This window comes from Flavobacterium sp. GNP011 (assembly GCF_056428925.1).
The window spans coordinates 180,087-199,272 of the sequence record NZ_JBWJVJ010000003.1; the positions used below are offsets into that span (position 1 = coordinate 180,087).

The window sequence follows — 19,186 nt, forward strand, 5'->3', positions numbered from 1 at the left end:
TGTTTATAAAAAAAACTCCATTTCTTTAAAAATGGAGTTTTTTTTATGGGTAAAAATAATATGTAATCTGTTATTTTTCTTTGCCAGAAGCTTCAAGATTTCTCTCAATTGTATGGCTTGGTCTTGACCATTTAGGTTTTTCTCCAAGAGGTACATATTGAGAATCTTCGGCCTCTACTGTTTGAGGTTGTGAAACTTTTGTAAAAGGTTTTTGGGGATTTAAGCCCAGCATTTCAAACATTTTCATATCCTCATTTACATCAGGATTAGGTGTTGTTAATAATTTGTCACCCGCAAAAATAGAATTGGCGCCCGCAAAAAAGCACATGGCTTGACCTTCACGGCTCATGTTCATTCTTCCTGCTGATAGTCTTACTTGAGTCTCAGGCATTATGATTCTGGTAGTCGCTACCATCCTAATCATTTCCCAAATTTCAACTGGTTTTTCTTCTTCCATCGGAGTTCCTTCAACGGCAACTAGTGCATTTATAGGTACTGATTCTGGTTGAGGATTCAATGTAGAAAGCGCTACAAGCATACCAGCTCTGTCTTCAATACTCTCGCCCATACCTATAATTCCACCGCTGCACACAGTAACGTTAGTTTTACGAACGTTTTCAATGGTTTGTATGCGGTCCTCAAATCCACGCGTTGATATTACTTCTTTATAGTATTCTTCACTAGTGTCAAGATTGTGATTGTATGCGTATAAACCGGCTTCGGCAAGACGTTGTGCTTGGTTTTCTGTGATCATTCCAAGTGTGCAACAAACCTCCATGTCAAGTTTATTGATGGTACGTACCATTTCAAGAACTTGGTCAAATTCCTGTCCGTCTTTTACATTTCTCCAAGCAGCACCCATACAAACTCTTGATGATCCACTTGATTTTGCACGTAATGCTTGTGCTTTTACTTGGCTTACAGACATTAAGTCATTACCTTCAATCTCAGTGTGGTAGCGGGCTGCTTGAGGGCAATAGCCACAATCCTCTGGGCAACCACCAGTTTTTATAGATAACAGTGTGGATACTTGAACTACATTTGGGTCATGTTGTTCTCTGTGAATTGTGGCAGCTTCATAAAGCAAATCCATTAAGGGCTTGTTATATATTGCGATTATTTCGTCTTTTGTCCAATTGTGTCTTTTAATTCTCATCGATACAGATTTTTGATGCATCAAAAGTAGTTAAATAGTTCTAAAGTAACAATGCTAACTACTCGAAAAGAGAAATGCAATTCCTTAACTAAAAATGTGTTTAAAGTTACATTCAATAAACTTAAAATACACTAATTTACCTTTCTAATCATTACTTTGCAGTATTAAAAAAAGGTAAATTATTACTAATGTTGTTTTAGTAAAGAAAGTTTTTAAGATTTAGCTCCATGTTTATCGCTAGAGTAGCGGGTGTCCCAATATAGTAACAGCATAAATGTTACTATTACAGCTGAACTGATCCCTTCAAATAAAAGTGAAATGGAGTAAGTCATAACCGTAGGTTCTCCACCAAATAGAAATGTTTTTGAAAGTGACCCAATGTATGTTTCACCGCCTTTTGCGTAGCTGTAGCCTATTAATGCGGCTATGCTAAGAATAACCCCTGTTAGTGCTGTTAAAAAGGCTGACGCAGCATTAGACACCAAAACTGTATTTCCTTCAGCGTAATTTTCTTTTAAAGTTTTATTGGTACCATAAAAAATAAAAAGTACATTAAAAACTCTCAATACAGGGCTGTCTGCAAAGCCTAGTAGTTCCATTGCTAAAAAATAAAGGCCAATTCCTAAAATAATAATCAATCCGTTTAATAATTCTTTTGGAAGTTTCATATTGCAAATTTTAGATTAATATATCAAGTTGAAAAACAAAGAGTAACACTCAAATTTAATTAAAAAATAGCTATAAATATGTTAATGAATTATTTATTAAAAAATTTTTTTGCAACTATTTTATCTTTTTGCAATTGTTCTTGTAGAAATTGTATGGAACTAAATTTTTCTTCGTCTCGAATGCGATGTAAAATTGAAATTTTTAGTTCTTGATCGTACAAATCATCTTTAAATTCTAAAAAATGAATTTCTATTGATTGTTCTTGCCCTCCTACTGTAGGGTTTGTACCTATGTTCATCATGCCATTGACAATTTGAGAATTGATGCTTGTTTGTACAAGATATACTCCGTTTTGTGGTATGAGCTTGTAGTTCTCTTCTATCTTTATATTTGCAGTTGGGAATCCTATGGTGCGCCCCAGTTTCTTTCCTTTTACGACAGTTCCCGTAATAAAATAAGAATAACCAAGATAGTCGTTAGCTAGTTGTATGTTCCCATTAAGAATTGCGTTGCGAATTTTTGTAGAACTAACTGATATTTCATTGAGTTCTTGAACTGATATTTGAGATACCTCAAAACCATATTCTTTTCCAAAATCTATCAAATTGTCAATATTAGCAGTTCTATTCCTTCCAAAACGATGATCATGCCCAATGATGATTTTTTGTATGTGAAATTTTTCTACTAGTACCGTTTTTACAAATTCTTCTGCGGTTAATTGTGAAAATGCTTCGTCAAAAGGGTGAATGACTAGGTTTTCTATTCCAATTTCTTCTAGTAATTCTTGTTTCTCCTTTATAGTATTTAGTAGTTTAATGTTGGAGTCTTCTTGTAAAACCATCCTCGGATGCGGGAAAAAAGTAAGAACTACGCTTTCATACTCTTCATTAGGCGTATTTTGTGTGAGCTTCTGCAAAATTTTTTTATGGCCTATATGTACACCGTCAAACGTACCAAGGGTTAAAATTGTTTTTTTTGTAATCAGGAAGTCGTTTATAGAATGAAAAATCTTCAAAGCAAGTGTTTTATGATGCTGCAAATTTACGGTATCCAATTGATATAATTAAAAAAGGATTGAAAACTTCAATCCTTTTTTAATTCTTGAAAACTCTTAAATCATTTTTTAAGAAACGAAATTGTCTTAGTTTCAATTTGATTTTTGGTGAGTTTTAAAAAGTACATTCCCTCTGGTAAACTTGCCACATTTATTTGAAGATTATCCTGTGTAGCTATTTTTTTTGATTTTAAAACTTGACCAAGTGTATTTATTATTGTGTAGCTATCTGGTCTATCGGTATCATTCTCTACAAAAAGATTTAAAAAATCAGCTGTAGGGTTTGGATAAAGTTTTATTCCATCAAAAGAAGCAATTTCAGGAGTTGACAATGATGTGAACCTGAAACTTTTTGAATCTGTATCAGGAAATTGACCACCTGAAATTACTGTTGTTCCTGTAGGTGTTTCTATTTTATAGGAACCTGCTCCATAGTCACAGCATATGCCATCCCCTTCTGAATCATCAATAGTGAAAGTGTAGCAATCATTGTTGGTAAGATTAAAGGTTGTTTGTATTGGAGTAGGTAGTCCAGAAGTTTTTGGTGTGTTATTGTAAGGGCCTCCAGCGTACAATATGGTTCCGTTTGAATTCGTTAGTTTCCAAGTAGTTTCTTTTCCAAAATAATCACATTGAAGTGTGAATGTCAATGCAGTCGGAGCAAAATTGTTTACAATGTCAAAATTATTACTATCACTATCGTTTACGGTATTTTCATCTGTTTTACTATTAGAGCTTATTATTGTTGAACTAAAGATGTGATTGCCTCCCGTGGTTGTCAAAGCATTCAAGGTAACGTCTTGTGATTGATTGGTAGCTAAGTTACCGGTCCAATTTAAAATTTGATTGGAGGTATTGTCAATTCCGTATCGTATTGACACAGCTGTCAAATTGTCAATTCCTTTATTCACAATATTTATAACTGGAGTAAATGTATTACCACAAGAAACTGTGTTTAAACTTAAGATACTTATGCCTGCATCAGTAGTGAATTTAGGATTTAAAGCATCAGATGTTTTTAAGGATTTTCTTCTAACAGAATTATTCATTACTGTTATCATTCTGGCTTTTTGATCGTTTGTAAATATGTTCATACATGCGTCATTGGTATAGTCCATGTAATTTTCGACCATGTCTACTCCTGGTGAGTCAGGGCAAGAATCAACGTTTGATGGACATCCTTGATTTTCACTGGCAGCATTTGGTGTGTCTGCACAATAATCGTCTACAGTACAACCATCTGTTCCTGTTCCTGCGTCACCCCAAATATGGCGTAACCCTAGCCAGTGTCCTACTTCATGAGTTGTAGTACGACCTTTGTCGTATCCAGCTCGATAGGTTCCATTTGCAAAATAGGTTGAAGAGCCAAAATATTTGTATCCAATAACAACTCCGTCTGTACTACTGCCTCCTTCATTGCTGCTTAATCCAGATAGGCTTGATGCGCTAGGTAGTTGAGCGTAACCTAATAAATTAGTGCGGGTTAAATTGACTACCCAAATATTGAAATACTTGTCTGGATTCCACTGTGTTTGTGGTTTTACTATAGCATCTATGTCTTCAGTAGACCAGCTTGCTGCACCTAGATTTACACGGGTAATGCCGTTTGTTGCGATTCCATTGGGATCTTTATTAGCTAATTCAAACTCAATTTCAACATCAGCACCTACAGGATTAGTATTGAAGCCTGGTGTGCCTGATTTTTTTCTAAAGTCTTCATTTAACACTCTTATTTGTGAAATCACTTGTTGGTCAAAAATATTTTCATTAACGCCCACGGCATCTCCATCATTAATAACATGTACAACAACAGGTATTGTGATTACTGCATTTGTTTTGAAGTTTTTTAAGGTCTTGTTTTTTGTGTTTTGTTCTAATTTTGGAAGAATCCATTGCTCAAATTCATCGGTTGATAATCTTTTAGGATCTTTTAATTTGAGATATTCTTCATATTCAGTAGTAGCACAACGTATTATGGTTCCTGGTTTTGAGGGTTTGTTTTTGCCAAAAATGGTGTTTTCTTCTTGGCTTTTAACTTGAGCAAAAGTCCAGCTAAAAGTGCAAAAAGTAGTTAATAGTATAAAAGTAATTTTTTTCATGGTTTTGGTTTTTGGGGCATAGGTTACGCTTTGATTTATATACTGGCGTATCATATAAAAAGTTTTCAGTATAATTTAATTTTATAAAAAGGTATATTTTCAATACAATGCGACCTTATAAAATTATAAAAAAATCCTTTTCGTTTTACATTAATCTTAGTTATTTCCCGTTAAAGGAAGTCATGGTGTTTTCTAATCCTGCAGTCCCAAAAGATTTTATAATCTCTGATCCTATTTCCAGTCGTTCCGGAAGCGCTGTTTTTTCAGTATCGTCCCAGTCGCCAAGGACATAATCAACTTGTTTACCTTTTTTGAATTCATCGCTTATGCCAAAACGGAATCTTGCGTAGTTTTGCGTGTTTAGCACTAAGTTAATATTCTTAAGTCCATTGTGTCCACCGTCACTTCCTTTTTGTCTAATGCGAATGGCTCCAAACGGCAGATTTAAATCATCTGTAATGACTAGAATATTTTCAAGCGGAATATTCTCCTTTTCCATCCAATATTGAACCGCTTTCCCGCTTAAATTCATATAAGTGTTGGGTTTCAAAAGTAAAAAGGTTCTTCCTTTAAATTTGTATTCAGCTAGTGCGCCAAGTTTTACGGTTTCGAAAGAAACTCCTTCTTTGTGGGCAAGAAAATCTACGATTTTAAACCCGATGTTATGTCTTGTGTTTACGTACTCAGCGCCAATGTTGCCAAGTCCTATTATTAAAAATTTTTTCATGCTGCTGCTATTGTGCTCTGGTTGTGAGGTTGCGAATAGATTTGAAACCCATTTAATCATATTGCAAAAGTAAGCTTAATTCAATAAAGTATCTATCCTCTAACCTATATTTTAAGGGTCTTTATGGGGATTATGGCTGAGATGCAAAATTAGTGTTTATTAGCCCCGATTAAAGTGAAAATCCTTTTTGCGCGCTTTTTTTGCGTCCAAAAAGATTGCAACGGAAAGCGGGACAAAATAGGTGTAGAAGTATTTTAGCTGCTTCTTAAAAATTTAAAAAAAACAAAGGCAAAAAAAAGCGCCAGTTGTGTAACTGACGCTTTCTTGAATTTTGATTGAAAAAAATTATTTTTTCTTTCCTTTTGCAGGAGCTTTTGCTGCTTTTGCTGCTTCTTGAGCTGCTTTCATAGCTGCACGAGAAATCTTCACTTGACAAATAACAGTGTTGTCTGGGTGCATTATTTTAAAGTTAGGCGTAGGAACTTTAGTAACATATAATTTGTTACCCATATCAAGTGGAGTAATGTCAGCTTCAACAAAATCTGGAAGATCTTTAGGAAGCGCTCTTACTTTTAATTTACGGTTGTTCATACGTAAATCACCACCTGCCATAACACCTTTTGATTTTCCAACAACTTTTACCGGAACTTCAATAGTAATTTCTTTGTCTTCAAAGATTTGAAAGAAGTCAATGTGTAAAATTTTGTCAGATACTGGGTGTACTTGAATGTCTTGAAGTACAGCGTTGTATGATTTTCCGTTTCCAAGATCGATCTCAACTGTGTGAGCGTTTGGAGTGTAAATCAAGTTTTTGAAAGCCATAACTTCTGCTGAGAAATGAACTGCTTGATTTCCTCCGTATAATACGCAAGGAACCAATCCAGCATTACGTAAGGCTTTAGTAGCTACTTTGCCCACGCTTTCTCTTTCTGATCCTTTAATTGTAATCGATTTCATTGTAAAAAAAATATAGTTATTAAATAATATTATTATTTATTTGGCGTCAAGCTTTTGGCTTTCAGCACTCGTCATAATATATGCCATTTGACTCAGCGTCTAGTACATTACATTATAAACTTCCCGCTAATGGAGTTGTTATGGTGTACCATGTGCATTACCTCAGCAAATAAAGGGGCACAACTCAATACGCGTATTTTATTTGACTCTTTCTTTAACGGAATAGAATCGGTAACTATTAATTCGCTCAACTTAGAGTTTTCAATTTTCTCGTAAGCATCGCCAGATAAAATGGCGTGTGTACATATAGCACGTACGCTCAAAGCACCTTTTTCAATCATTAAATCTGCGGCTTTTGCCAATGTTCCTCCGGTGTCAATCATGTCATCTACCAAAATCACATTGCGACCTTTAACTTCTCCTATTAATTCCATAGTGTCAATTACGTTAGCCGCTTTTCTTTGTTTGTAGCAAATTACTACATCTGACTCTAAAAACTTAGAGTAAGCATAAGCTCTTTTTGACCCCCCCATATCTGGTGAAGCAATAGTCAAGTTTTCTAATCCTAAGCTTTTTACATATGGTAAAAAGATAGTTGAGGCAAACAAGTGGTCTACTGGTTTTTCAAAAAATCCTTGAATTTGATCAGCGTGCAAATCCATGGTCATTACTCTTGTTGCACCTGCAGCATCTAGTAAGTTTGCTACAAGTTTAGCTCCTATCGGAACTCTTGGCTTGTCTTTTCTATCTTGTCTTGCCCATCCAAAATAAGGAATCACAGCTGTTATATGTCTAGCTGATGCACGCTTTGCAGCGTCAATCATTAACAGTAATTCCATCAAGTTATCAGCAGTAGGAAATGTTGAGCATACTATGAATACGCGCAATCCTCTTATAGATTCCTCATAAGAAGGCTGAAATTCCCCGTCACTATATTTTGACATAGTGATTTTACCTAGTGGTATTCCGTATTCTTTTGCAATTTTTTCAGCAAGATAAACACTTTGTGAACAAGCAAAAATTTTAGCTTCTGGCTCTAGGTTTGACATTATTGTGTGTTGTTTTTTATCCTTGGTAACTAGATAGTCTAATTTTAAGCTGTTGCTTTAAGTCTGTTAATTCTATTTGCCTAAGATGTAGTTAGTTGTGTGTTTCGTTTTTTAACGAGGTGCAAATTTATAAAATATATTTAACACTGAAAGGAAAAAATTAAGTATTTTTAGTTGAACATTTAATTAATTTTTTTACATTTGCACCGTGTTAAAGGAAAAGATAGTTAGATACCACTAAATATCTCTTTATTGCGTGAAGCGACTGTTGTCGTTTCTGTCTGCTAAGCCCGGATGGCGGAATTGGTAGACGCGCTGGTCTCAAACACCTGTGGGAAACCGTGCCGGTTCGACTCCGGCTCCGGGTACTTAAAAACCTCGTAATCGATTGATTACGAGGTTTTTTTTATTTTTATTTGGGACGAATAAAATGAGAATACGTTTTTTGTAATCTGATTTTAAATGTTTAATTCTAATCTTTCTTTTTTCAGAAAAAAATTATCGTTTTTTATTCAGCCTTTTTGGTTTTGCTGATTTAATGTTTACCGTTTGAAACAAATCTAATTGTATACTTTCAGACAAAACCCCATGAATCCAAGTGTCATACAATCTAACATATGCTCTTTTGTTTATTTTAAATGAACGATATGAACCCCTTCTTTAATAATGTCTAAAGAATTAAAATTATATTTTTAAAATAAACGTTGTCAAGTTTGTAATTATAAAATTATCATTTTTTTTGAGGCGTTAAAAAAACTTTCGGGGGGCTCTTCTAGATTCATTTGAATTTACCAATTTCTAAAAGGCACTATATATACTATGAATCCATAGTTTAATTGCCAATAAGAATACCTTTCAAAACAAAATCATGTATCGGTTTTGCTTAAATATGCTTACAGATTATTCGGCATAAACATTTTCTATAAACTTATCTGCTTCATTTAATAGAAAATTTTTTACGTTTTATGACTAAAGTTGAATTTGGTTTTTTTACAGAGTAAGCTAATTTATAAAAGGTAATTCTAATATAATTCTTGAAAATATTAATAATCAATGGATAAAAGGCATTTTAAGTGTGCAATTTTTTAAATTGCTATTGACAAAATATTCGAAAAAACTAAGACAGAAATATAATAATGGATAAATTTGTATAAGACATAACAACAAAAAATGATTAGTAAGACATGGCAACAATTTATCACGAAGCAGAAGAGCAGTTTAAAATTGAAAATGAAAGCAATAAACTTATAATAGAAGTTGAAACAGGTAATGGTCAAGGTGGCGGTATAATTGTTTTTTTTGATAATAATTTACTAAAGGAAGTCAATAATAAATTTGCGATTGTAAATGAAATTAAGGAAGATAAATGGATAACTGTTGTAGTAGTTATTAAGGATAAATTGACTCAAACGAATTGGACAAATGTATCAGTTAATGTTAAAGAAGAAGGTTTACAAAATCAAATTTATAAGTATTCACGAGAAGTGCCTAATCATCTTGACACAATTATCTATACAGTCAAAATAAAAATTCAAAAAAGCAACTAAAATATACCATTATGTTTATCCACTATAATTTTCATGAGTTTTTTATAAAAAGGCTTCAAATTGTTTCATTAGTAATTTTAGGACTTTTTACAAATGCTTTTTATGCACAAGATTTACAAGTGCCTCAAACACCAGCTTTTAGTATACTTGAATATGAGCCTAGTTCTGTTATGCGCCCTACTTCGGTTAAAAAATTATCGTCAGATATTTTAAACTCTTTTGACCCTGAAGGAAATCTCATTATGAACCTTGGTGTAGAGGTTAGCCCGTATTGGTTAAAAAGCAGACCAGAATTGAGTAGAGAAGCGTTTTTAAATCCTAAACCTATGCAAAATCTATGGCAAACATTTTCTATTTCGGCAGCTACAGTAAAAGATACACTTACAGGGAAAAATAACCTTGGACTCGGATTTCGAACTCAAATTGTGAGAGGGAAATTAAGTCCCGAATTTGAAAAATACGAGTTGAAATTAAAAAAATTGGAAGAGTCAATAGCTATTATTGCAGTTTCAAAATCATTTGTAGGAAGTACAATAAATTCTAGAGATGCGATAATTTCTTTTCTTGAAACTAATTTAAACGAGTCAAATAGCACTGAGGAATTCAAAAAAATGATTCTTAATAAGTCCAATATTTTAAGAGATAAGTTCACTGATGAAACACCATCATTACGCTTATATTGTGAATCTATAATTCATGAATTAGAAGAAAAAACAAATCAATTAGCAAATAAAGTAATTGATTTAGAAACTAAACGATATGGTTTTAGTTTAGAAGTTGCGGGTGCATCAAAATTTGTAAGTACAAATCAATCTGGACAATCTTTTAATAAACTAGGATTTTGGGTTAATGTTAATAATTTCTTCACACTTACAGATGCTTGGACCATAACGGCAAGGCACTTAAAACAAATAAACGAAAATAATAAAGCAAATAATACCGATATAGGTTTTGGCTATCTTAAAATGGGAGATAATTTTAATGCTTCGGTGGAAGGAATGCTACGATCGTATCGACAAGAAATTCCTGATGTAAGTCAAAATGGAGAAAACATTACCCGACTTGAAAAGGATTTTACCTATCGTATTGCTGGTCAAATATCGTATCAACTTTTTGAAAATATTAGTGCTAATTTTAGTTTTGGAAAAGATTTTGATGAACCAAAAGTTAACAGTAAAACTTTCTTTTCCATCTTTGGTCTACACTATTCCCTTTTTAACAAAAGAGAAGAATTGTATAAAATCGAAAACTAATTTTTGTGTAAATAAATTTTGAAGCATCATTTTTAATTTTAAAAATGATGCTTTTTTATATCGTGTAATAAGGGTGGTAATTTCATTATACGCCTTTTTTATTTTACTTGTTAAATTTGTGTTAATCATTAAATTTGGTTACTCCGCAATTCATTTTCTTTCAATAGTTTTGATAACCGCATAAAGTAATTGTCCAAACATTATTTGTCGGTTTTGTAATATGTTTATTTTAAATAATAATAGAAACTATATGGCTAATAATGCTTGTTTTTTTATCGAAGCAGGAACCTATGCTCAAACTGAGGTATTTGGACCTATTTCAGAAACACAGTTTAAATTAAAATCTAATGATTCTAATTTTTAATAATAAATGAAACATTTACTAAGTATAATATTCATTTTACTTTTTTCATTTGTTAGTGCTCAAAATATACCTGCTATAAAAGTATACCTTGAAGATGCAGAAACGGGTAAAAATGTTTCTGATGCAAAAGTAACTCTTGAAGGATTTGAAATACCACCGATTATAGGGAAATATAATAAGAAGGAAAGATATTATTATTTTAAAGAGGTTACTAAAGGATACACTACAATAATGAGTTATCATAAGAAGTATAATGAGAAAGGATTTCAAAATATAAATGGTTTGCCAGAAATATTAAGTTTTAAACTGTTTAATAAGTCATTCGTTGCTTATGATTTCTTGGAAACTCAATATAGTCAACGGGGAAATAATGGAGAAGAAGTTATAAAAAAATATCTGGATTACTATATAGAAGATCCATATAAGATTGAAATTAAGATTAATAATGGTATTGGCTATACTGAAAAAAAATTATTGCTTCAGGATATTGTCAATGAATTTGGGAATAAAATTGAATTAGTTAACCCGTTTTATGAGCGAGCACTTATAAATAAGGATGAATTTATGAGTCAAGAAGGAAAAGGTTATCCTGATTTAGATTCACAGAGAGAATTGATTTTATATGATAAAAAAAATAGGTACTATTATTTTCCTTTAAATTCAGGTTTATGTAGTATTGATTTAATTTTTAATGATAAATACTCTAAGAAAATAAGTGATATTGTATTTATTTTTAGAAAGACAGACGGAACAAAATTTAAAAGATTTAATGACCCTATTATTTCTAAATTAAAATCAAAAGGGTTGATGGTTTCTTCTATAATAATACCAAAAAACGGAGAGAATACGGGGAGTAGAGTATTATCTAAGAAGAAATATGCTTTAAGGGATAAATCAAACGCTTATTACAACAAAAAAAATAAAATTGACTCTTCGAAAATATTTTTCTTTACCAGTGATATTATTTCCAAAAAAATAAAATTGAAAAATTCATATCCTTTTACTAATGATGATTTGAATGATGCATCTCCAATTAAAAAATTTATTCTTATGGATAATAATAGAATTGAAATCCCTAGAATTTTATCTTTCGAGAAAAATTCTGATTTATCTGAGATTCTAACCATACCTAAACAGGATCAATCAATCGGATTAGGTATTTTGGATATGTATGAATACTATTATATAGAAAAAAAAGCTAAATAAATATTATGAGAAATTGGCATCATAAAGTAATAAAAATTGACCAGGCTAGGGCTTTAAATCAATTTGTAAATAATAGAGGTAATTCTGATATTTATATTGGAGTTATTGAAGGACAAATTGAATTTGAAAAAATAAATAATGTTCCATTTCCTTTAACTGTAAATGACTACGGATCACCTCACCCAAGTTTCGCTGATATTCAGAACGGGAAAAAGGTTTTTTGGAGAAGTAAAATTGATAGAACCAATACCTTTGACCAAAATATCAGGGGTCAATTTAAACCAAGTATGCATACTACCTGTGTTGCAGGGATTATATCTGGAAATAGTGACGATATAAATAATATTGAAGGAATTTGTCCAAATATAAGAATAATTAATGGAGATAATTTTGATGATGCACTATTCTTGTCTTTAGTTAATAGTTATTCTAATCAAAATATTAGAGCTCCCTTTTTTCAAACAGCATACGATTCAAATTTCATAAGTAATAGTATTGTAAATCCTATAGATATCTATGTTAATAGATTTGCAAGTATTATTAGTTGTAGTTTTAATATTAAGGATATTGCCAATACACATCCAATTAGGTCTTTTACATCCACGCATGTTGATTTTATATTCAAAGAATTATTTGCTTACGGAAGAAATGGAAGAGGTGTTTTGGTAATTGTAAGTGCAGGTAATAATAGTGTTAACATTAATGATAATACCAATTCATTAGGATTTAGAAGTACTGTTTACAGTAAAAAAACATTAATTGTTGCGGCATCAAAAGTACAATTAGATGCATTTAATTTGAATACTTATAATAACGTACCCCCTGTTTTTAAGGAAGGAAAATCAAACTACTCAAATTATGGCAAAAGAATCGATTTGTGTGCACCTAGTGGTCCAGATGCTTCTGCATCAAAAGATGATATAAATATTTATTCACCTACAATTACAAATGGTGGAGATATTGGTACGGTTGATCAAGTTTTTGATGTAAACATAATAGAATCAAACAACTCAGATAAATTAGTATTGGCAAATGTTAAAGGAGTTTTTAAAGGACAATCTATCGAACTTGGTTTGCGAAATACATTTACTCATGAATTAAGATACATAAAAAATGTTGAGGAAATACCCAATACAACAAATGTTAAGATTACTTTAGATACTTCCTTAAAATATACAAAGAATAATACATTAACAAGCAACTATAATCTTATAAATACAACTGCTAAGCTTTTAGTTTTAAAAAAAATAGCTACTCGATATTTTGATGCTTATGGAGTTTTATCAAATAACAGACTAAACTTAAATAATTTAAAAGGCATTAAAGCATCCAGCACAACTCCTCAAAAAGTTTATATTTATGAAATAAATTCTCCGAATAACGGAATTTACACTGAAATAAAAACTATTTTAAATTATAATACTGGAGCTATAGAATTGACAAATAGTTTGAATAATTTCAACCAAAATGACGTTCTCAGATTAATACCAGATCAAATTAAAGCATCTATTGTCTGTACAGCTACATCACCACCAGGTACAATCTATAGAGCCTCAAATAATCATGAACTAGATGGTTTTTTCGATGGTCAAGAAGTTTTGCTTAAAAGTTCAAATGAAAGTAGGATAACCTTCATAACTGGTTTACAAAATTTTAATGTAGAATTCACACATGCTCCTGGACAAAACGGAGATATTTATACAATTGAGTCTCTAGCCTATGGTGATTTCACTTCTAGATTTACTGGTACATCAGCCGCCACCCCAATAGTCTCTGGACTAGCTGGGTTAGTATTATCTGCAAATCAGAATTTGAATGCTGCTGAGATTAAACATATCTTAAAATCAACAACTGACCAAATAGGAAGTGTAACTTATAGTCCAGTATCTAATCAAAATGATTATAATTATGGTTATGAAATCGATAGTTATTTTGGAACAGGTCGAGTAAACGCTGAAAATGCCGTAAAATTAGCTTTAAACTGGCATTGTCCAGATTTAGGTCAACAATTAATTTATCCCGAAATTCCAGTAGAGAAACCCAACCTACAAATAGCGGATAAATTAAATGGTACAGCCATTGCTACTCTTCTTGATAATGAACCAGTGGACAGCCCTGATATTTGGGTAAAACCTTTAGTTAATCCAGGGCCTAATCCTTTAAATACGCTTAATACATCAGATGCTCAAAAAATTTATATAAAAGTTAGAAACACGGGAAGCAGACAGAGCTTTAAAGAGTGCGATTTACGAGTATTTATAGCTTTTACCGATGAAGCTACTCCTGCTTTTCCTTTTCCTACAAGTTGGTACGATCAACCTACTGTCAAATTATTAGCAGTCAAAGAAATTCCTGTTATTCCAGCCAGAAGTGAAGCAACAGTTGAAATTGAATGGAAAAATATTGCAACGTTTTGGGATATTAACAACCCACTTCCTAGAGACCCAAGTGGAAATTTACTACCTAATGGCTTAAGAAAAAGAGCATATATTTTAGCACATATTGCTCCTTTTGATGGCTTACCAAATGATGTGAGAACAGATAATATAAGACAGAACAAACAGCTAACCTGTAAAGAAATTATTGTTACACATAACGGTGTAAATGACCGTACAGCTTATATTCCAACTAATAATTTAAATATTACAGTAGGTTCCGAAATTGTCATAAAAAGTTTTGATCTCACTATGGAAAATGTTTTAGCTTCGGATTTAAATGGACTTAAAATCCAAGCAACCAAAAAGAATATAAATAATCAAACTACTGAGACAGTAATTTACAAAAAGTCAGGTTCTAGTTGGGCACTAGAAAGCGGAGCTCCCGAATGGATAGAATTTCAAACACCTAGTGAAATAGCTTCAAATTATTACAATCGAAGTAATATGATCTTTCCTCATACACTAAAAGTAAACGAACAAATAGAAGAAGTAAAACTAGAAATAATCGCATAACTATGTCAACAATATTCGATTTTACCTATAAAATAAATAGTGAAACTGTTCAAAATCAAATTTTGAGTAATGTCCTTGCTGCTTCTGCAAAAAAGGAATACCAGCCTATATCTCATTTTTTTGTTGACGAAACCAAGTTGGCAGCTATACTTCCAGCTAATTATACTTCAGATGCGTTTGGCCCAGTAACAGGTAGTGAAACAACAAAATACAGAACGACTTCAAAGGTTAAGGCTATTGATGCTAATCCTGTTAAAGTTTTTGCTATTTGTGATGGACAGTTATTATTACAACCACATTATGACTCAATTGGTACATTAGATACTACTAAAATTAATATTATAATAAAACCATCTTCCTCATACAATCCTTTAAAAATAAAATATTTTATTTATCGAGGAGTCAGAAAAGAAGATTTGATTGATAATGACAACAATTTAAAAGTTGAAAGCACCGATGTAAATCAGCCATGGTTATTGCAAAAATTATGGTTTCAATTTCAAAGTTTTTATACTGATGCAGATAACACAGCTCCAACAGTTTTTCCGGCTTCATTAATAGGATATGATGCTACTGTTTCAGATACAACATTAATTGAACATGTTTTTTCAAAAAAAGGAATTGATAATTCTATTTATCAATTACCTACCTGTGCTATGGGAGATCATATTGCTAATTTTTCAACAGATATTGGACTTGATATTGTTCTCGATTATGGTGATTATCAATTACAAAATCAGGAAGAGCTATTTAAATTTGATTTAAAATTCGCTCGCGCAAAAGAAAATGTTTTTAATACTGCATCGCAAACTAATGCGATTAAAATAAAACGTTTAAAAGAACACATTCTTCAATTTGTAGATGCCGCAGCTTTTTGGGGCTCTCATATTGAATGTGGCACGATTAAAACGGTTGAAACCCCAGCAGGTATAAAAAGTAATAATGATAATTTTACTAAAATTCTTAGTAAGTATCAAACCCAAAACAAAATATACATTTACATTCAAGGTGAAAATGTAAGAAGTTACAATTATTATGATGCTGCAAGAAAAGTATATGGGTTTGCTACTGCTGGTAAACTAAATGATACATCAGGTTGGCCAATAACCATTGAAGAAATAGCTTTAAGTACTGCTACAACAACCAATAAGGAAGGAAAAAGTATTCAGTTAGAATACAATGTTGCTTCTGCAATACCAGAAATTGAAAGACATGTAGCTATAGATATTATTGTGCCTAATAATAGTACATCTAATTATCCTTTAGTAATCAAACCCAAAAATCCTACTGGTACACCCCCAGTAGTTTTAATTGATAAAACACCAGCGACAACGATTAAATTTCCCGTCAACGGAACAAAATCGTGTGCTACGTTTTTATTTTTATATGGAAATTTGAAGCAAGAGACACCTTTAAAAAAATATTATAACGATCTATTTCCTGTAAATCTCAATACAAATTTTCAACTTCCCACAACAGGAGTAGAAAATAGAAGTTACTGGACTACGTATGATAAAAGTAGATTGGTGAATTTAGACGATGTCATTGATGCAGGAGCTGTCATACAAAATAAAGTAGTTTTTGATAATGGTAAAGGACAAGCGGTTTCTGGAGTAGTACCCAGAAAATCACGCAGGTTGTATATGGCGATTTTAAAAAGAAACTCGATTCATAATCAAGAGTATGACAATTTAAATATTGATACCGTTACGGCTGGTATAGCTAAAGAAACAAAAACACATGAAGATTATGTTTTAAATCACTATAAAGATAAGGATTTTTCAGTTTATAAAGGGACTTTTACTAATGGTACAACTATAAATGCTTTAACACTTTTCCATCAAAAAAGTCTGACTAGAAAAAACAGCTTTTTTCATTTAGGTATTACAGAGGAGGAATATAACAAGTTGGTTTATGGACAAGCTACAGTTCCTGTAGTAACACCACCTGCACCTGTACCACAAATTTTACCTCTTGATGCTGATAATGTGTTTTTTCACTTAGAAGAAGATACTGTCTTTTTAAATCAAAATGTTACAAGGTATAAACTTGGTTTTAGATTTGAAGACAATACTGGAAACTTAGTGACACTTTTTCCATCTTTACCTGCCAATGAAGTTTTAGTTTATACTATTGATGGTGCTTACTTTTTCTCAAAAGAGTATTCACAATTCCAAGAATTTTATGATGAATTTGCAAAGGCTAAAGTTGAATTTAGAACTGTACCTATAGCAATTCCTGCTAGTGGAACAATTCCTGCTGTACCAGTTTATAATGGAGAATTTGGTTTTGATTGGTTAAGGATTGGGGATAATGGAGAACCCAGTTATGAAAGCATAATTTTAGGCGGATATGAAAGACCAACAGCTACAGATACGAACACAGAATACGAATATAGTGGTGTTTCAGGAGTGTTTAATGATGCTGCAAAAGCGCTAAAAAGAGAATATAAGTCAATTCCAACTCAAATCCTAGGTGAACAATATTTTATACCTTATTTAAACTTGTTTTCTAAAACATTTAGTGATTCTTTACCAGCGACAGTTTCTCCAAAACCGCCTTATGAAGCTACACTGAGAGTACTTGTACAAATCGATGCTGCGGTTGGTAAACTTGAATTTGATTATGATAGTAGTTTGTTTACAATAAATAAACCTATTTTATCGGACAGGGCAGTTACTACTGGAAAAGTAGAATCAATTGATAAAACTATAACAATTACATGCTTAAAGGATTTTAGTGAAGCACAGATTATTAAAGTTTTAGCATACCCATTTGGAGTTACTGATAAAAAATCAGCAAAATTGGCAGGAATGATCGTTTTAGGCAGGAATGATTTATCAATTAGAAACAATTTAAATTTTGTTTTTGTCTATGTTAAAACTAATGTTGATGGAACAGGAAATAGAACTGGAGTATCTATATCAAATGAAAAATCAAATTTAATTAATTCGTTAGCGCACTCAAATATTATTGCAAAAATTGAAGATTGTCCAAATATTTTAGATTTATCTGCAAATACTGATTATAAAATAGGAGGACAATATATACATACTAATACCAGGTTATGGGAAGATGCACCTAATTTTTTTACAAACTTAAAAACTTTATTTTTTGCAGCAACTGATGCGACAGGATTATTAATTAATAGTAAATACAATACAGGTTTTTATACAGTTTTTGTTTTTGATACCCCTCCTTATGATACAGCAGTTGGACAAATAGAAAAGTTAGGTGTTCAAAATTTAATTCTTTTGCCAGGGCGAAATGATAGGACACTTTCTCATGAAGGAATGCATGGTTTAGGGTTGTTACATTCTCATAAAGATGGGGGAATTACTTCGCCTAATCAAAAATATGTGTTTGCTAACGGCAATGTAAATTTGGCAAATGCAACGGACAATTATATGAGTTATTCAGGTGCTTTAAGAAAATCTACTTGGAAATGGCAATGGGAAATTATAAGACAAAATCTATGAAAATAAAAGTAATAGTCCTTGTAATGGTATTTATGCTTAGTAATTGTAAATCCCAAGAAAAAATTAAAACTAATTATAATAAAAAACAAGCTATGGAAATTTTTGATATAAATAAATATAAAGGTTTGAAGAAAAATCCAGATTTACATTTTACTGAAAATGACAAATCTTATATTGATAAGAATAAAATTATTAGAATTATTGATGATACAAAAACTATTCAAGTTGATGTAACCGATAAGGATACATCAAATAAATCAACCAAAGTTTATTTTAAAGATAGTAATAAGTTATATAGTCATATAAATAGATTTTATTCAATTGCCATTGGATTATCAGAGGAATATAACGAGCAAGGAAAATTAATAAAACAAATTAATTGGGATAAAGATTATCCTTTTTCAATAGATGATTTAATATCAAAGATGAATTTAGAATATAAAATGAGCATAAATAATGTTCACAAGACATTTGACGTAAATCGATATATTATTAAAACAAAGCCTTTTTATGAAGTTTATTACAAGGATGATAAAAACAATCAAATGTTACACTGTTTCTTAATTGATGGGAAAAATGGACATATTTTATTCAATTCAATTTGGTATGTTGATCAAAAAAATGGAAGCTTATATGATCAATATTTAAATTCATTAAAATAAAAAATAAATTTCA

The 19,186-nt window shown here is 31.6% G+C and carries 13 protein-coding genes, 1 tRNA gene and 1 pseudogene; 7 read left to right on the top strand and 8 right to left on the bottom strand.

Annotated elements, in window-relative coordinates; translation table 11 throughout:
* Positions 1–70: 70 nt before the first annotated feature.
* The 7 genes from bioB to AC061E_RS04680 all read right to left on the bottom strand — a co-directional run bounded on the left by bioB (position 71) and on the right by AC061E_RS04680 (position 7,711).
* A complete protein-coding gene (gene bioB / locus AC061E_RS04650; protein WP_478285227.1) occupies positions 71–1,156 on the bottom strand; it encodes a biotin synthase BioB in 1,086 nt (361 codons plus the stop codon).
* 212 nt (positions 1,157–1,368) lie between these two features.
* Positions 1,369–1,824 carry a hypothetical protein gene (locus AC061E_RS04655; RefSeq protein ID WP_478285228.1) on the bottom strand — a complete coding sequence of 152 codons (456 nt, stop codon included), beginning with the start codon at positions 1,822–1,824 and terminating at the stop codon, positions 1,369–1,371.
* Between the two features lie 89 nt (positions 1,825–1,913).
* On the bottom strand, positions 1,914–2,840 hold the full coding sequence (locus AC061E_RS04660; RefSeq protein ID WP_478285270.1) for a bifunctional riboflavin kinase/FAD synthetase: 927 nt from the start codon (positions 2,838–2,840) through the stop codon (positions 1,914–1,916).
* A gap of 101 nt (positions 2,841–2,941) precedes the next feature.
* Positions 2,942–4,978, bottom strand: coding sequence for a M43 family zinc metalloprotease (locus AC061E_RS04665; RefSeq protein ID WP_478285229.1), 2,037 nt, complete (start codon positions 4,976–4,978; stop codon positions 2,942–2,944).
* Between the two features lie 160 nt (positions 4,979–5,138).
* The gene (pth, locus tag AC061E_RS04670) at positions 5,139–5,765 is read right to left on the bottom strand and encodes an aminoacyl-tRNA hydrolase (RefSeq protein WP_478285230.1); all 627 of its coding nucleotides are present in this window, start codon (positions 5,763–5,765) and stop codon (positions 5,139–5,141) included.
* A gap of 285 nt (positions 5,766–6,050) precedes the next feature.
* Complete coding sequence (locus AC061E_RS04675; RefSeq protein WP_478285231.1) at positions 6,051–6,662, bottom strand: 50S ribosomal protein L25/general stress protein Ctc; 612 nt, start codon at positions 6,660–6,662, stop codon at positions 6,051–6,053.
* Positions 6,663–6,769: 107 nt separating this feature from the next.
* Positions 6,770–7,711 (bottom strand): ribose-phosphate pyrophosphokinase, encoded by a 942-nt coding sequence (locus AC061E_RS04680; RefSeq protein WP_478285232.1) that lies wholly within the window; start codon positions 7,709–7,711, stop codon positions 6,770–6,772.
* 288 nt (positions 7,712–7,999) lie between these two features.
* On the opposite strand from AC061E_RS04680, the gene AC061E_RS04685 reads away from it, so the two are divergent.
* A tRNA-Leu gene (locus AC061E_RS04685) sits at positions 8,000–8,079 on the top strand.
* Positions 8,080–8,218: 139 nt separating this feature from the next.
* Here the strand turns inward: AC061E_RS04685 and AC061E_RS04690 are convergent.
* A pseudogene (locus AC061E_RS04690) lies at positions 8,219–8,394 on the bottom strand (IS982 family transposase); the annotation flags it as partial.
* A gap of 501 nt (positions 8,395–8,895) precedes the next feature.
* Here AC061E_RS04690 and AC061E_RS04695 point away from each other — a divergent pair.
* The 6 genes from AC061E_RS04695 (at position 8,896) to AC061E_RS04720 (ending at position 19,173) form a co-directional block, all read left to right on the top strand.
* Positions 8,896–9,258 carry a hypothetical protein gene (locus AC061E_RS04695; RefSeq protein WP_478285233.1) on the top strand — a complete coding sequence of 121 codons (363 nt, stop codon included), beginning with the start codon at positions 8,896–8,898 and terminating at the stop codon, positions 9,256–9,258.
* Between the two features lie 11 nt (positions 9,259–9,269).
* Complete coding sequence (locus AC061E_RS04700) at positions 9,270–10,511, top strand: hypothetical protein (protein ID WP_478285234.1); 1,242 nt, start codon at positions 9,270–9,272, stop codon at positions 10,509–10,511.
* A 370-nt stretch (positions 10,512–10,881) separates the two neighbouring features.
* Complete coding sequence (locus tag AC061E_RS04705; protein ID WP_478285235.1) at positions 10,882–12,081, top strand: hypothetical protein; 1,200 nt, start codon at positions 10,882–10,884, stop codon at positions 12,079–12,081.
* Between the two features lie 5 nt (positions 12,082–12,086).
* The gene (locus tag AC061E_RS04710) at positions 12,087–15,032 is read left to right on the top strand and encodes a S8 family serine peptidase (protein ID WP_478285236.1); all 2,946 of its coding nucleotides are present in this window, start codon (positions 12,087–12,089) and stop codon (positions 15,030–15,032) included.
* A gap of 2 nt (positions 15,033–15,034) precedes the next feature.
* Positions 15,035–18,511, top strand: a complete 3,477-nt coding sequence (locus AC061E_RS04715; protein ID WP_478285237.1) for a hypothetical protein — start codon at positions 15,035–15,037, stop codon at positions 18,509–18,511.
* The gene (locus AC061E_RS04720; protein WP_478285238.1) at positions 18,508–19,173 is read left to right on the top strand and encodes a hypothetical protein; all 666 of its coding nucleotides are present in this window, start codon (positions 18,508–18,510) and stop codon (positions 19,171–19,173) included. Before AC061E_RS04715 ends, AC061E_RS04720 begins: the two co-directional genes overlap by 4 nt.
* Positions 19,174–19,186: the final 13 nt, after the last annotated feature.

What these genes read in the sequence shown, in the direction of transcription:
- AC061E_RS04665 (WP_478285229.1), bottom strand. Translation starts at nt 4,978, where the DNA reads ATGAAAAAAATTACTTTTATACTATTAACTACTTTTTGCACTTTTAGC.
- pth (WP_478285230.1), bottom strand. Translation starts at nt 5,765, where the DNA reads ATGATTAAATGGGTTTCAAATCTATTCGCAACCTCACAACCAGAGCAC.
- bioB (WP_478285227.1), bottom strand. Translation starts at nt 1,156, where the DNA reads ATGAGAATTAAAAGACACAATTGGACAAAAGACGAAATAATCGCAATA.
- AC061E_RS04700 (WP_478285234.1), top strand. Translation starts at nt 9,270, where the DNA reads ATGTTTATCCACTATAATTTTCATGAGTTTTTTATAAAAAGGCTTCAA.
- AC061E_RS04680 (WP_478285232.1), bottom strand. Translation starts at nt 7,711, where the DNA reads ATGTCAAACCTAGAGCCAGAAGCTAAAATTTTTGCTTGTTCACAAAGT.
- AC061E_RS04655 (WP_478285228.1), bottom strand. Translation starts at nt 1,824, where the DNA reads ATGAAACTTCCAAAAGAATTATTAAACGGATTGATTATTATTTTAGGA.
- AC061E_RS04695 (WP_478285233.1), top strand. Translation starts at nt 8,896, where the DNA reads ATGGCAACAATTTATCACGAAGCAGAAGAGCAGTTTAAAATTGAAAAT.
- AC061E_RS04720 (WP_478285238.1), top strand. Translation starts at nt 18,508, where the DNA reads ATGAAAATAAAAGTAATAGTCCTTGTAATGGTATTTATGCTTAGTAAT.
- AC061E_RS04710 (WP_478285236.1), top strand. Translation starts at nt 12,087, where the DNA reads ATGAGAAATTGGCATCATAAAGTAATAAAAATTGACCAGGCTAGGGCT.
- AC061E_RS04675 (WP_478285231.1), bottom strand. Translation starts at nt 6,662, where the DNA reads ATGAAATCGATTACAATTAAAGGATCAGAAAGAGAAAGCGTGGGCAAA.
- AC061E_RS04715 (WP_478285237.1), top strand. Translation starts at nt 15,035, where the DNA reads ATGTCAACAATATTCGATTTTACCTATAAAATAAATAGTGAAACTGTT.
- AC061E_RS04705 (WP_478285235.1), top strand. Translation starts at nt 10,882, where the DNA reads ATGAAACATTTACTAAGTATAATATTCATTTTACTTTTTTCATTTGTT.